Origin of the sequence: Marinobacterium litorale DSM 23545 (assembly GCF_000428985.1) — a bacterium.
In the GTDB taxonomy this organism is placed as follows: Bacteria; Pseudomonadota; Gammaproteobacteria; order Pseudomonadales; family Balneatricaceae; genus Marinobacterium_D; species Marinobacterium_D litorale.
Map to the genome: position 1 here is coordinate 268,102 of NZ_AUAZ01000003.1, position 12,183 is coordinate 280,284.

14 protein-coding genes are annotated in these 12,183 nt (G+C 56.8%); 11 read left to right on the forward strand and 3 right to left on the reverse strand.

The window, feature by feature from the left end; all coding sequences use genetic code 11:
• Positions 1-67 precede the first annotated feature (67 nt).
• Positions 68-1,036 (forward strand): zinc metalloprotease HtpX, encoded by a 969-nt coding sequence (locus tag G403_RS0104340; RefSeq protein ID WP_084403925.1) that lies wholly within the window; start codon positions 68-70, stop codon positions 1,034-1,036.
• A 1-nt stretch (position 1,037) separates the two neighbouring features.
• On the opposite strand, the gene G403_RS0104345 is transcribed toward G403_RS0104340, so the two are convergent.
• Positions 1,038-1,640, reverse strand: a complete 603-nt coding sequence (locus G403_RS0104345; RefSeq protein WP_027852911.1) for a DUF938 domain-containing protein — start codon at positions 1,638-1,640, stop codon at positions 1,038-1,040.
• A gap of 304 nt (positions 1,641-1,944) precedes the next feature.
• On the opposite strand from G403_RS0104345, the gene G403_RS22145 reads away from it, so the two are divergent.
• The 10 genes from G403_RS22145 (at position 1,945) to dnaB (ending at position 10,288) form a co-directional block, all read left to right on the forward strand.
• The gene (locus tag G403_RS22145) at positions 1,945-2,478 is read left to right on the forward strand and encodes a histidine phosphatase family protein (RefSeq protein ID WP_169719882.1); all 534 of its coding nucleotides are present in this window, start codon (positions 1,945-1,947) and stop codon (positions 2,476-2,478) included.
• Positions 2,478-4,295 (forward strand): diguanylate cyclase domain-containing protein, encoded by a 1,818-nt coding sequence (locus G403_RS24340; RefSeq protein ID WP_051298523.1) that lies wholly within the window; start codon positions 2,478-2,480, stop codon positions 4,293-4,295. Before G403_RS22145 ends, G403_RS24340 begins: the two co-directional genes overlap by 1 nt.
• Positions 4,296-4,423: 128 nt before the next feature.
• Positions 4,424-5,002, forward strand: coding sequence for an aminodeoxychorismate synthase component II (locus G403_RS0104360; protein ID WP_027852912.1), 579 nt, complete (start codon positions 4,424-4,426; stop codon positions 5,000-5,002).
• Between the two features lie 19 nt (positions 5,003-5,021).
• Entirely contained in the window at positions 5,022-6,050 is a 1,029-nt protein-coding gene (gene trpD, locus G403_RS0104365) for an anthranilate phosphoribosyltransferase (protein WP_027852913.1), read from the forward strand.
• Between the two features lie 10 nt (positions 6,051-6,060).
• Positions 6,061-6,870 carry an indole-3-glycerol phosphate synthase TrpC gene (gene trpC / locus G403_RS0104370; protein WP_027852914.1) on the forward strand — a complete coding sequence of 270 codons (810 nt, stop codon included), beginning with the start codon at positions 6,061-6,063 and terminating at the stop codon, positions 6,868-6,870.
• A 20-nt stretch (positions 6,871-6,890) separates the two neighbouring features.
• Positions 6,891-7,298, forward strand: coding sequence for an OsmC family protein (locus G403_RS0104375; RefSeq protein WP_027852915.1), 408 nt, complete (start codon positions 6,891-6,893; stop codon positions 7,296-7,298).
• Between the two features lie 171 nt (positions 7,299-7,469).
• Entirely contained in the window at positions 7,470-7,886 is a 417-nt protein-coding gene (gene rpsF, locus G403_RS0104380; RefSeq protein WP_027852916.1) for a 30S ribosomal protein S6, read from the forward strand.
• Positions 7,887-7,904: 18 nt separating this feature from the next.
• Complete coding sequence (gene rpsR / locus G403_RS0104385) at positions 7,905-8,135, forward strand: 30S ribosomal protein S18 (RefSeq protein WP_027852917.1); 231 nt, start codon at positions 7,905-7,907, stop codon at positions 8,133-8,135.
• 153 nt (positions 8,136-8,288) lie between these two features.
• Positions 8,289-8,735 carry a 50S ribosomal protein L9 gene (gene rplI / locus G403_RS0104390; RefSeq protein WP_027852918.1) on the forward strand — a complete coding sequence of 149 codons (447 nt, stop codon included), beginning with the start codon at positions 8,289-8,291 and terminating at the stop codon, positions 8,733-8,735.
• Between the two features lie 173 nt (positions 8,736-8,908).
• Positions 8,909-10,288: a replicative DNA helicase gene (gene dnaB, locus G403_RS0104395; RefSeq protein ID WP_051298545.1), complete on the forward strand. Its 1,380-nt coding sequence runs from the start codon at positions 8,909-8,911 to the stop codon at positions 10,286-10,288.
• A 36-nt stretch (positions 10,289-10,324) separates the two neighbouring features.
• Here the strand turns inward: dnaB and G403_RS0104400 are convergent, their stop codons facing one another.
• A complete protein-coding gene (locus tag G403_RS0104400) occupies positions 10,325-10,762 on the reverse strand; it encodes an acyl-CoA thioesterase (protein ID WP_027852920.1) in 438 nt (145 codons plus the stop codon).
• A gap of 71 nt (positions 10,763-10,833) precedes the next feature.
• Positions 10,834-12,123: an adenosylmethionine--8-amino-7-oxononanoate transaminase gene (gene bioA, locus G403_RS0104405; RefSeq protein WP_027852921.1), complete on the reverse strand. Its 1,290-nt coding sequence runs from the start codon at positions 12,121-12,123 to the stop codon at positions 10,834-10,836.
• Positions 12,124-12,183: the final 60 nt, after the last annotated feature.

The window sequence follows — 12,183 nt, forward strand, 5'->3', positions numbered from 1 at the left end:
TTCAAAGCCCCGCATTCTATCATAGTGAAGTCCGCTACCCCGGTTAGATGGTGGACAGGAGAGATCGATGAACGGTGACGGGAAAAACGCCCATCCGGTGAGGATGCACTTGCTCTCCAACGCGATGCAGTCGGCCGTTTTAATCGGCTTTATGGGTAGTTTTCTGGCTCTCTTGGGCTGGTTGATCTGGGGTGCCGGTGGGCTCGTGATCCTGCTGGTTCTGGGCGCCTTGGCAACGTTGTTTAATCCGGCGCTGTCACCGGACTGGGTGATGCGTCTGTACGGAGCGCGAAAGCTGACTCGCGGTCGGGTGCCGGCGCTGGATCAGGTCCGGGATTGGCTCGCTGAGCAGGCAGGCCTGAGTCGGACACCCACGCTTTATCTGATACCGAGCCGGGTTATGAATGCATTTTCTGTAGGGACGCGCGGCGGATCCGCCATCGCGCTCAGCGATGCGATGATTCGGCGGTTGTCGCTACGCGAGCTGGTGGGTGTTATGGGGCATGAAATCAGCCATATCCGCCACAATGATCTCTGGGTGATGGGGCTTGCCGATCTGTTCAGCCGTCTAACCAGCCTGCTTTCGTTTACCGGCCAGTTGCTGCTGTTTATCAACCTGCCCCTGCTGCTGTTGGGCGAGGTCGTGATCAACTGGGGGATCATCGCGCTGCTGATTATCGCACCGCTGGTCAGTGCCCTGGCCCAGCTGGCTCTGTCACGTACCCGCGAATATGCAGCCGACCTGGAGGGCGCTCGCTTGACCGGCGACCCGGAGGGGCTTGCGTTGGCGCTGCAGCGCATAGAGCGCGAACAGGGTGGGTGGCTTGAGCATATTCTGATGCCGGGGCGGCGAGTGCCTGAGCCCTCATTGCTACGCACCCATCCGAGTACCGCCGAGCGCGTTGAGAGGCTTCAGGCGATTGAGGCGGAGCTGGGAGAATCCGCGAAACTGCCCCTGGCGGAGCTGCTGCATCGGCTTGATCTGCCAGAGGCGCAACGTCCACCGCGGCGTCGGATATGGGGTGTCTGGTGGTAGCTTAGCCCCGTTTTACCCAGTGCAAAAGCTGGTTGTTGGCGGGCATGGCGTGGTCCTCAACCAGGGACAAGCCGGCATGGTCTGCCAGTTCCCGGAGCGCTTCAAAATCACGAATGCCACGGGCCGGGTCAATCTCCTTGAGCCAGCGGTCGAAGCTCGCGTTGCTCGGGCTGGTGTAATCGCCATTGTATTTAAACGGGCCATACTGACAGAACACGCCGCCTGCCGGGAGTCGGCTGCCGATACGGGCAATCATCTCGACAACCGCCGGCCAGGGCATGATATGCGTGGTATTGGCGGTGAATACCGCATCAAAGCCCACGGGCCACGCCTGCTGGCTAACATCCAGCGCGACCGGGGCTGAAAGATTGGATAGAGATGCGTCCAGTAGCCACTGTTCAATCCCCGCGTGGTTTTCGGGCAGATCACTGGTTTGCCAGTGGAGATGGGGCAGGTTTCCGGCGAAGTGCACGGCATGCTGGCCTGTCCCGCTGCCGATCTCCAGAACCCGGGTCGATCCGGCAAATGCCGTTTTTAGGATCGCCAGGATGGGCTCCTTGTTGTTTTCACAGGCTTGTGAAAAGGGCTTTTCTACGGGGGTCATGGCACAGCTCTCTATCGATCAAGTTAATCCTTTACGCACAGGGAGAATAATCGGATCGGCAGATCCATGCGAGGATGTCTGTGACGGGTTGGCACTTTTGTCTCCAATCGAGTATGAATAGTGTCTAGGTTAAATGAGGGTTTTCCGAGAAGTGTGCGACACCTTGCGACCGGCACACCATTTTGCTCGAGAGGCAGGCTCATCCCGCCGATGGCGGATGATCCTGTTTGGCTTTCTTGTGCTTATTTTGTCGGTGATTTGTACGGCGCAGCCAATCGCCGCGGAAAGATCGGCGGACGAGGTTTTGTCAGCCCTGCGAGAGGGAGGGCTGGTCATATACTGGCGTCACGCGCATACCGACCGGTCTCAGCGGGATCGACGGCCCCTTAACTATGATGACTGTAGTGCGCAACGGAACCTGTCGGCACAGGGGCGAGAAGACGCGCGGTTGGTGGGTGAGGCGATTCGCGAGCTGGGGGTGCCAGTCGGGGAGCTCTACTCAAGTCCCTACTGCCGGTGTATTGATACGGCTGACCTGGCATTTACCGATATCACGGCGATAGTCGATCCACGTCTTTCCTATATTCTCGGCGAGAAGCCAGCCAAACGTGACACCAATACGGAATTTTTGAATCAGTTGCTCGCGCAGCCGGTTCCTTCAGGTAATCGGGTTATCGTATCGCACACGGCAAACCTGAAGGAAAGTACCGGCTTCTGGCCCGGACAGGAGGGCCTGATGGTGGTCTTTGAACCCAGTGCGGCGCCCGAGTTGTTTGGCGAGCTCTCTCCGGCCGACTGGGCCCGGCTTGCAGCCGCCGGAATCGAGGGGGATCTCTAATGGGAAAGCGCTATGGGCTGCGGGCCCGGCTGTTGTTCCCGATAATCAGCGCCATGGTCGTGGTGTTGATCTCCGTAGTCACGATGATAATCCTCAACACCCGCTACGGCGAGATCGTTACCCATCTGGTGGATGATGACATCGCTGTCCTTCACCAGCTTACCGAGTATGGCGGGCAACTCAACCAAGCCCATGCCGATATCGTGAATACCATCCGCCATGCCAGTGAGCATCAGGACCCAGAGCATCTCTACGAGCAGTCACAGGCGAATTTAGACCGACTCAATCATCTGATCAATGAGATCAAAGGCGGCGGGTTCGAAACGACCTGGGCGCCTAAAGGGGGCGCGGTGGATCGCCAGCAGCTGAATGATGCGTTGGACCGCTACTACTGGGCTCAAGCGGATGTGATCGCGATGTTAACGGTGGATTTGAAGGCGGTTACCCGGTACCAGCGTGAGGCTGAGCTGGCTATTTTGGAGGTGATGCAGTTGATAACCCAGCGTAACCAGGAGATCACGCACGAGGTTAAGCTGGAATCGGATGGAATGCTTGCGCAGCTGCATAGCCAGGCGATTTGGGTGTATCTGAGTATCATGGCCCTGCTTGTGTTCATGTTTTTGATCTCACTGGCCCATACTGGCGGCATTGTTCGCACCCTGCATGAGATTCAGCGCGCCATGGTTGCTTTGGCCAGACGTAAACCTTTCCCCGATAGTTTTAAAGTCACAGCCGATGTCCCCGAGATCAACGAAATGGGCAGGGCATTGATCGACTACCGCGACACCCAGGTTGAGTTGGCTGAGGCGTCCCAGTCTTTGGTTCGTATTAACCAAGAACTGGAGCAGCGGGTGGTTGATCGCACTCAGGCCTTGAGTAAGGAGGTTGAAGTCAGGCGTCAGACTGAGCAAACCCTGCGCCTCTATGCAGAGGCCTTTGAATGCACGGACGACGCGATCCTGATTACCGATGATAATGCCGAAATCTGTTTTGTGAATCGAGCTCATCGATTGCTTTCCGGTTATCGGGCCGATGAAGTGCTGGGCCGTAACCCGCGTATGTTTCGGTCCGGTCGGCATGACCGCGATTTTTATCAGAAAATGTGGGCCGACCTGACCGAACGGGGGGCCTGGCAGGGCGAGATTTGGGATCGGCGAAAAAATGGCGAAATCTACCCCAAGTGGTTAACGATTAACGCGCTGGAGCTGGCAGAAGGACAAGATCGGGGGGTGCGTCGTTATTATGTGGGTGTATTCCGGGATATGTCCCTCATCAAGCAGACGGAAGCGCGCCTTGAAGTACTTGCCTACAGTGATCCCCTGACAGGGTTGCGTAACCGCGGGCGGTTTTATGCCGATCTTGATGAACTCTGCGGGGTAACGAATAACAGTGGGTTCGCTTTGATGCTGCTGGATCTGGACCGTTTTAAACCGGTCAACGATCGTTACGGGCATCCGGTGGGTGATGAGCTGTTGGTTCAGATAGCCCGGCGCTTGGGCAACTGTCTTCGCGATGGCGATACGGCGTATCGGCTAGGGGGGGATGAGTTTGCGTTGCTGTTCTCTGGCGTTAACGATGATGCCACCCTCAGTCTGTTGGCCCAGCGTGTTGTTGAGGTCCTGTCCGGCCCGGTTAAGGTGGAGGGGTTGCCCGAACCGCTTCGGGTTGGAGCCAGTGCCGGCATTGCTGTGGCGGAGCCCGGTGAAGTGGGAGAGGCGCTGGTGAAGCGGACTGATCGTGCTTTATACGCCGCAAAAGGGCAGGGGCGGGGATGTATTGAATTTGCCGATTTTGGTGATCCAACCTCCGCGCCATAAATAGTGAACCGCGCCTCATTAGCTCGCCACCGAACACAGAAAATCTATGTTAAGCTTCGCGTTTAACTTAAAGCGCAAGACAACCTCGATGTACATACCTTCCGAGTTGCCAGCCAGGAGCGAATGCCATGGTCCTGGTTATCGATAATTACGATTCCTTTACTTACAACATCGTACAGTACCTCTGCGAGTTGGGAGCTGAGGTGGTGGTTCACCGCAATGACGAGATCGACCTGGACGGAATCGAGCGGGCCGCGCCCAGCCATCTGCTTATTTCGCCGGGGCCTTGCACGCCGAATGAGGCCGGTATTTCCCTCGCGGTGGTGAAGCACTTTGCTGGCCAGTTACCGATTCTCGGCGTGTGCCTGGGGCACCAGGCGATCGGTCAGGTGTTCGGCGCCGATGTGGTACGCGCGCGACAGGTGATGCACGGCAAAACCTCTCCGGTATATCATCATGGGGTTGGCGTTTTTACCGGTTTGGAAAACCCGCTCGAAGTCACCCGCTACCATTCACTGGTATTGGCACCGGATTCGCTCCCCGAGGAGATCGAGGTAACGGCCTGGACCCGGCGGGCGGATGGTACTCGGGATGAGGTGATGGGCATCCGTCACCGATCGCTCGATGTGGAAGGGGTGCAGTTTCACCCAGAGTCGATACTGACCCGGCAGGGACATGAACTGCTGGCGAACTTTCTCAGTCGCTGAATCAGATAAGGGACAGAACATGGATATCAAACAGGCACTTTCCAAAGTGGTCGAACATATCGATCTCAGCCGCGAAGAGATGGTCGATGTGATGCGTCAGGTCATGACCGGCCAGTGCAGTGAATCCCAGATTGCCGGTTTTCTGGTCGCGCTGCGAATGAAAAGCGAATCGATTGATGAGATCACCGGGGCTGCTCAGGTGATGCGTGAGCTTGCCACACCAGTAAATGCAACCAGCGGTCCGCTGGTGGATATTGTGGGTACCGGCGGTGATGGTGCCAACCTGTTTAATGTCTCTTCGGCCAGTGCCTTTGTGGCGGCTGCAGGCGGTGTGCACGTTGCCAAGCATGGTAACCGGGGTGTGTCCTCCAGCAGCGGCAGTGCGGATCTGCTGGAGAAGGCAGGTATCAACCTGGATCTCGGTGCGGAGCAGGTGGCGCGTTGTATCGATGAGGTCGGTGTTGGCTTCATGTTTGCGCCAGGTTACCACGGCGCGATGAAGCATGCGATCGGTGCACGGCGTGCGTTGGGCGTGCGGACAATGTTCAACATCCTGGGGCCGATGACGAATCCGGCTGGCGCAAAACGACTGGTGATCGGCGTGTTTACTCAGAAGTTGTGCCGCCCCATGGCAGAGGTGATGCAACAGCTTGGTGGTGAGCACATCATGGTGGTGCATGCGGAAGATGGTCTCGATGAGATCAGCCTGGCCACGCATACGCATGTGGCTGAGTTGAAAGATGGCCAGATCACCGAATATCGGATTACGCCGGAGGAGCTGGGTGTCGAAAGTCAGAGCCTGATTGGTCTGGTGGTCGATAGCCCCGAGCAGTCATTGGGCCTGATTCAGGCTGCGCTGAGTGGTGGCGAAGGTGCAGAAGCGGAGAAAGCCCGGGCGATGGTGGCATTGAACGCCGGCGCCGCGATCTATCTGTCCGGTGAGGCGGCATCCCACAAGGCCGGAGTTGAGAAAGCGATGGAGGCGATCCGCTCGGGTGCGGCGCTGGAGAAAATGAATCAGCTGGCCCAGTTCAGTCAGCAGCTTTGACGGGTGACCCATGACCGATACCCCCACCGTGCTGAAGAAGATTATCGCACGTAAGTATGAAGAGATAGCCGAGCGTTCAGCTCAAGTGTCCATCGATCAGCTGAGTGAGCGTATCGAGAAGGCGCGGGGCAGCGCGGCGGAACCACGCGGTTTTGTTCAGGCGCTGGAAGCCTCGTTGACCGCAGGGCGCTCCGCTGTTATCGCGGAGATTAAAAAAGCGAGTCCCTCCAAGGGCGTGATTCGTGACCCCTTTCATCCGGCGGAGATCGCACGGTCATACGCACAGGGCGGTGCGAGCTGCCTGTCGGTACTGACCGATGTGGATTTTTTTCAGGGCGCGGATGAATACCTGATGGAAGCGCGGGCCGCCTGCGAGCTGCCGGTGATTCGTAAGGATTTTATCGTTGAGCCCTACCAGGTTTACGAAGCGCGGGCGATTGGTGCGGACTGTATCCTTCTGATTGTCGCAGCGCTGAGTGACGCTAAACTGGCTGAACTCAACGAGCTGGCGCAGAGCCTGGGTATGGATGTGCTGATTGAGGTACATGACGAAGCGGAACTGGCGCGCTCGCTGCCGCTGGGTAATCGCCTGGTGGGGATCAATAACCGTAATCTGCATACGTTTGAGGTCTCACTGGATCATACCTACCGGATGCTTGAGGGCATTCCGGCTGATCGGATCGTGGTGACCGAAAGCGGCATTCTGACGCCGGCCGACGTGGCCGCCATGCGCAGTCGCAACGTAAATGCCTTTCTGGTGGGTGAGGCGTTTATGCGGGCGCCGGAACCCGGTCAGAAGCTGGCCGAACTTTTTGCATAAGGAATCAAGCAGACATGACGATGAACGTCAACGTACATTGGGATGGTGACGAGCGCTTCAAGGCGGTCACTGACTCCGGTTTTGATGTAATGATCGACCGTGATCTGAAACAGGGCCCCCGCCCCATGGAGCTGCTGCTGGCCGGCCTGGGCGGTTGCACCAGCGTGGATGTCATGAGCATTCTGCGTAAGGCGCGCCAGGATGTAACCGACTGTGTGGCACAGATCGAGGCCGAGCGTGCGGACACCGTCCCCTCCGTATTTACCAAGATCCACGTAAAATTTGTTGTCACCGGTCGTAAATTGAAGCCTGCAGCTGTAGAGCGAGCAGTAAAGCTCTCCGCCGAGCAGTACTGCTCGGCATCGCTGATGCTGGAAAAGGGCGGCGTTGAGATCAGCCACAGTTTCGAGATTGTTGAAGCTGAGTAAGTCCCGTCTTTAATGCTCGTCGGTAGTTGTAAATACCGCTGTTGGCGGGTATGATTTTGCGTCCGATAATTTCGGCACATACTGAAAGTTACTTAACTCCTTGCTTTCGGTTGGTGTGGTTGCGGTTTGCAACGACCCGATGCGAAGGCTATTAACCCGTAAGGAGCAATAATGCGTCATTACGAAATCGTCTTTCTGGTTCACCCGAACCAGAGCGAACAGGTTCCGGCTATGATCGAGCGTTACAAAGCCCTCATCGAAGGCGATAACGGTCAGATCCACCGTCTGGAAGACTGGGGCCGTCGTCAGTTGGCTTACCCGATCAACAATGTTCACAAGGCACACTACGTGCTGATGAACGTTGAGTGCACCCAGGAAGTCCTGGACGAAATGTCCAACCTGTTCCGTTACAACGATGCTGTGCTGCGTAACATGGTTATCCGTTGTAAAGAAGCAATCACTGAAGCCTCTCCGATCAAGGCCGCTGAAGCTCGTGAAGAGCGTAAGCCTCGCCGCGAAGAGCGTAGCTCTGAGCAGAAGCAGGAAAAACCTGCTGAAGAGAAGTCCGAAGCAGCTGCCGAAGAGTAATTATTAAGGAGAGTTCAGATGGCACGTTTTTTCCGTCGTCGCAAGTTTTGCCGTTTCACCGCTGAAGGCGTTAAAGAGATCGATTACAAGGATCTCGACACCCTGAAAGGCTACATCACCGAAACTGGCAAAATCGTTCCGAGCCGCATCACCGGTACCAAAGCGCGTTACCAGCGTCAGCTGGCCACCGCCATCAAGCGTGCGCGTTACGTGGCTCTGCTGCCGTACACTGACAGCCACGACATCTAAGGTTCGTCCGGCCAGAGCCGGATCTGCCCGGCGCGATAAACCCGCAAGGTGAGTCGCGCGGATGAACAGGTTAGAGGTGAGACGGGGCATGCCCGTCAACCGGATAGGAATTAAACCTGCAGCCAGGGCTGCAGATATGATGAGGTTTACGAGATGGAAGTAATTCTGCTCGAGAGCATCGGCAAGCTGGGTCAGCTTGGCGACAAGGTTGCGGTGAAGGGCGGCTTTGGCCGTAACTACCTGATCCCGCAGGGTAAAGCCGTACCGGCTACTGAGATCAACATCGCACGTTTCGAAGAGCGTCGTGCAGAGCTGGAGCAGGCTGAAGCTGAGAAGCTGACTGCGGCCAACGCTCGCGCTGACCAGCTCAACGATCTGGAGCTGTCTGTTGTCGCTAAAGCCGGTGACGAAGGCAAGCTGTTCGGTTCTATCGGTACGCGTGATATCGCTGATGCGATCACCGAAGCCGGTATCGAAGTGGACAAGAGCGAAGTTCGTCTGCCGTCCGGTACTATCCGCAGCATCGGTGAGTACGAAATCGCCCTCCAGCTGCACCCGGAAGTGATCGCGAACATGAAGCTGACTGTCGTCAGCGAATAAACCGCTCGTCGGTTTAGAAAAGCACTGCTCTCTCTACATGAGGGGCGGTGCTTTTTTGTTTCTGGATACCGATAGGGCAGGCACTCTTCAGTCATCCGCCTGCGTCGATTAGACTACGTCTTTCCGGCTGTCGCGCTGGATCACCCATCTGACTCGGAACTGCTGCTGTGGATATGGCCGAACTCAACGACGAAGCGCTGGAAGGTGCGAAAATACCTCCTCACTCCATGGAGGCGGAGCAGTCCGTGCTGGGCGGCTTGATGCTCGACAACAACGCCTGGGACACCGTGTCCGAGGTGGTGCTGGACCAGCATTTTTATACGGCCAGTCATCGTTCTATCTACCGGACCATGCAGAAACTGGTAGACGAAGGGCGGCCTATCGATGTGGTGACCCTTTCCGAAGAGCTGGACCGCGTTGCTGAGCTGGAGCAGGCCGGCGGACTGGAGTACCTGGTTTCACTGGCACGCAATACACCCAGCGCGTCCAATATCCGCGCCTATTCCGAGATTGTCCGCGACCGTGCACTGCTGCGGCAGATGATCACCGTGGCCAATACCATTGCCGACAACGCCTTTTTTCCACAGGGGCGTGCATCCGATGAGATTCTGAACGAAGCCGAGCAGAAAATCTTTGAGATTGCTGAAAACCGGCCTAATCAGGGTGGTCCGGAGTCGGTTAATCCGTTGCTGAAGCGCGCGGTGGACAGGATCGATACCCTGTTTAATAACGCCGATGCGCTGACCGGTGTGACCACTGGCTTTGATGATCTGGATGATCGCACCGGCGGCTTGCAGAAATCGGATCTTATTATCGTAGCGGCGCGTCCCTCCATGGGTAAGACCACCTTTGCCATGAACCTGGTGGAGAACGCCCTGATGGGCACGGAGAAGCCGGTCCTCGTATTCAGTCTCGAGATGCCCGCTGACCAGTTGATCTCCCGTATGCTCTCTTCACTGGGCAAGATCGATCAGACCCGCGTGCGTAACGGTCAGCTGCAGGAGGATGACTGGCCGAAGCTGACGGCGGCGGTCAATATGCTCAAGAACAAGCCGCTCTACATCGATGATCAGCCCGGTATCAGCCCTAACGAGATGCGTGCCCGGGCCCGGCGTATCGTCCGTGAGCATGGCGAACTGGGTATGATCATGGTCGACTATCTGCAGTTGATGTCGATGAAAAACGGCAAGAACGAGGGCCGTACCCAGGAGATTTCCGAGATATCCCGCTCCCTCAAAGCACTGGCCAAGGAGATGGAGTGCCCGGTGATCGCGCTGTCGCAGCTCAACCGCTCTCTGGAGCAGCGCCCCAACAAACGCCCGGTAAACTCCGACCTGCGTGAATCCGGCGCCATCGAGCAGGACGCCGACGTGATCATGTTTATCTATCGTGATGAGGTCTACAACGAAGACAGCCCGGAGAAGGGGGTTGCGGAGATTATTATCGGTAAGCAGCGTAACGGTCCCATCGGTACCACCAGACTGGCATTTATCGGTAAGTACACTCGCTTTGAAAACCTGGCCCACAGCTATGACTATGGGCCGGATGAATAAACGTCTTTAACGACCTCCGTTAGGCAGCTAACCGACTCAGCCTTCAGTCTCTTTTATCATTTGTTCACGGAAGGCTTTCGGGATAGGGCTGATCTTGCGTGTATCGTAATCGAAGAACACGATGCCTGTTTTGCAGTGGGCAATTTCTACCGCGGTTTTCTTATTCGTCAGCAGATAGTAGATGTCGCAGCCGTATTTATTGAAATCACAGACGGCGATGTCTATCTGGATACTATCGCCATAAAACCCCTCTGCCTTATAAATGATGGCGGAGTCAGACATGATCAGCCCTACCCCTTCTATATCCGTTTCGGTGTAGTGATAGTTGCGAAGAAAGCGCACCCGCGCTTCATGGACCATTGCCAGGACCGCATCATTGCCCAAATGTCCTGTGTAGTTGATGTCGCTGATCTGTACCGGAATTTCGGTGCTGAACAGGTAATTCTCCGGCATATCAATCCGCACTCGCGCCATAATCCTCTCCTGATATCACAGCTTTCCAGGGAAATAGAGTAGCTTAAAACCCGGCCGTAAGGGCAGGGGCGTTACTCACATAGATCGCTCAAAACCTTGACGATTGCGCCACACAGCGAGGTGAGATCTTCGTCAGACATCACATAAGGCGGCATCACGTAAACCAGCTTGCCAAAGGGGCGTACCCAGACGCCGGCTTCAACGAAACGCGGCTGGATTTCGGCCAGCGAGACAGGCTCGTGCAGCTCAACAACACCGATAGCACCCAGCGCCCGAACGTCGGCAACGTTATTGAGCTTGGCGGCGGGGGTCAGTTTCTCTTTCAGCTGTTGCTCAATCCGCCGGACCTGGCTTTGCCAGTCCTGCTCTTGTAGCAGAGCCAGGCTTTCGTTGGCCACGGCGCAGGCCAGAGGGTTGCCCATAAACGTGGGGCCGTGCATAAAGCAACCGGCACCGCCTTTGGAGATTGTCTCGCCGATATGGGCAGTGGTCAGGGTGGCAGCCAGGGTCATGTAGCCACCGGTGAGCGCTTTACCCAGGCAAAGGATATCGGGACTGATACCGGCGTGATTACACGCGAACAGCTCGCCGCTGCGGCCAAAACCGGTGGCGATCTCGTCGGCGATCATCAGTACCTCGTAGCGGTCACAGAGTGTACGGGCGCCCTTGAGCCACTCGGGCGAATAAAAGTACATGCCGCCGGCACCCTGGACGACCGGCTCCAGAATCAGTGCGGCGATCTCGTCGCCATGCTCGGCCAGTGTCTGCTCAAGCGCATCCAGGTCACCATCGCGCAGTGCCTCCCCGAAACGGGTTTCCGGGCGCGGGATGAAGAATTGCTGAGCGAGTACACCGCTGAACAGTTCATGCATACCGGTGACCGGATCACAGACCGACATGGCACCAAAGGTGTCGCCGTGGTAACCGTTCCTCAGTGCCAGCATTTTGTGTTTGCCCGGTTTACCGCGGGCGTGCCAGTACTGAATCGCCATTTTCATGGAGACTTCGGCGGATACAGAGCCTGAATCGGCCAGAAAGACGCGATCCAACCCTTCCGGTGTCATGGCAACCAGTTTTTTGGCCAACTCAATGGCGGGCTCATGGGTGATGCCGCCGAACATGACGTGGGCCATTTTGTCGATCTGACCATGGGCGGCGGCGTTCAAGCGCGGGTGGTTATAACCGTGGATCGCCGACCACCAGGAAGCCATGCCGTCGATCAGCTCGCGCCCGTCGCTGAGTCTGATTCGCACGCCGGATGCCGAGTCCACCGGCGTCATGGGCGGTGGGTTGATCATCGACGAGTAGGGGTGCCAGATATGCTGTTGGTCGAAGGCCAGTTGTTGTTCGCTGATCGGCATGCGGTTACCTCGTGCGCTTTTATTCACCGGGTGGGCGAGTCTAGCACACTGGCCGGCACT

Excerpts from the sequence above, each read along its gene's own strand:
- G403_RS0104360 (WP_027852912.1), top strand. The coding sequence starts at position 4,424 with ATGGTCCTGGTTATCGATAATTACGATTCCTTTACTTACAACATCGTA.
- G403_RS0104400 (WP_027852920.1), bottom strand. The coding sequence starts at position 10,762 with ATGGCGCGAGTGCGGATTGATATGCCGGAGAATTACCTGTTCAGCACC.
- rplI (WP_027852918.1), top strand. The coding sequence starts at position 8,289 with ATGGAAGTAATTCTGCTCGAGAGCATCGGCAAGCTGGGTCAGCTTGGC.
- rpsF (WP_027852916.1), top strand. The coding sequence starts at position 7,470 with ATGCGTCATTACGAAATCGTCTTTCTGGTTCACCCGAACCAGAGCGAA.
- trpD (WP_027852913.1), top strand. The coding sequence starts at position 5,022 with ATGGATATCAAACAGGCACTTTCCAAAGTGGTCGAACATATCGATCTC.
- G403_RS24340 (WP_051298523.1), top strand. The coding sequence starts at position 2,478 with ATGGGAAAGCGCTATGGGCTGCGGGCCCGGCTGTTGTTCCCGATAATC.
- G403_RS0104340 (WP_084403925.1), top strand. The coding sequence starts at position 68 with ATGAACGGTGACGGGAAAAACGCCCATCCGGTGAGGATGCACTTGCTC.
- rpsR (WP_027852917.1), top strand. The coding sequence starts at position 7,905 with ATGGCACGTTTTTTCCGTCGTCGCAAGTTTTGCCGTTTCACCGCTGAA.
- trpC (WP_027852914.1), top strand. The coding sequence starts at position 6,061 with ATGACCGATACCCCCACCGTGCTGAAGAAGATTATCGCACGTAAGTAT.
- G403_RS0104375 (WP_027852915.1), top strand. The coding sequence starts at position 6,891 with ATGAACGTCAACGTACATTGGGATGGTGACGAGCGCTTCAAGGCGGTC.
- bioA (WP_027852921.1), bottom strand. The coding sequence starts at position 12,123 with ATGCCGATCAGCGAACAACAACTGGCCTTCGACCAACAGCATATCTGG.
- G403_RS0104345 (WP_027852911.1), bottom strand. The coding sequence starts at position 1,640 with ATGACCCCCGTAGAAAAGCCCTTTTCACAAGCCTGTGAAAACAACAAG.
- dnaB (WP_051298545.1), top strand. The coding sequence starts at position 8,909 with ATGGCCGAACTCAACGACGAAGCGCTGGAAGGTGCGAAAATACCTCCT.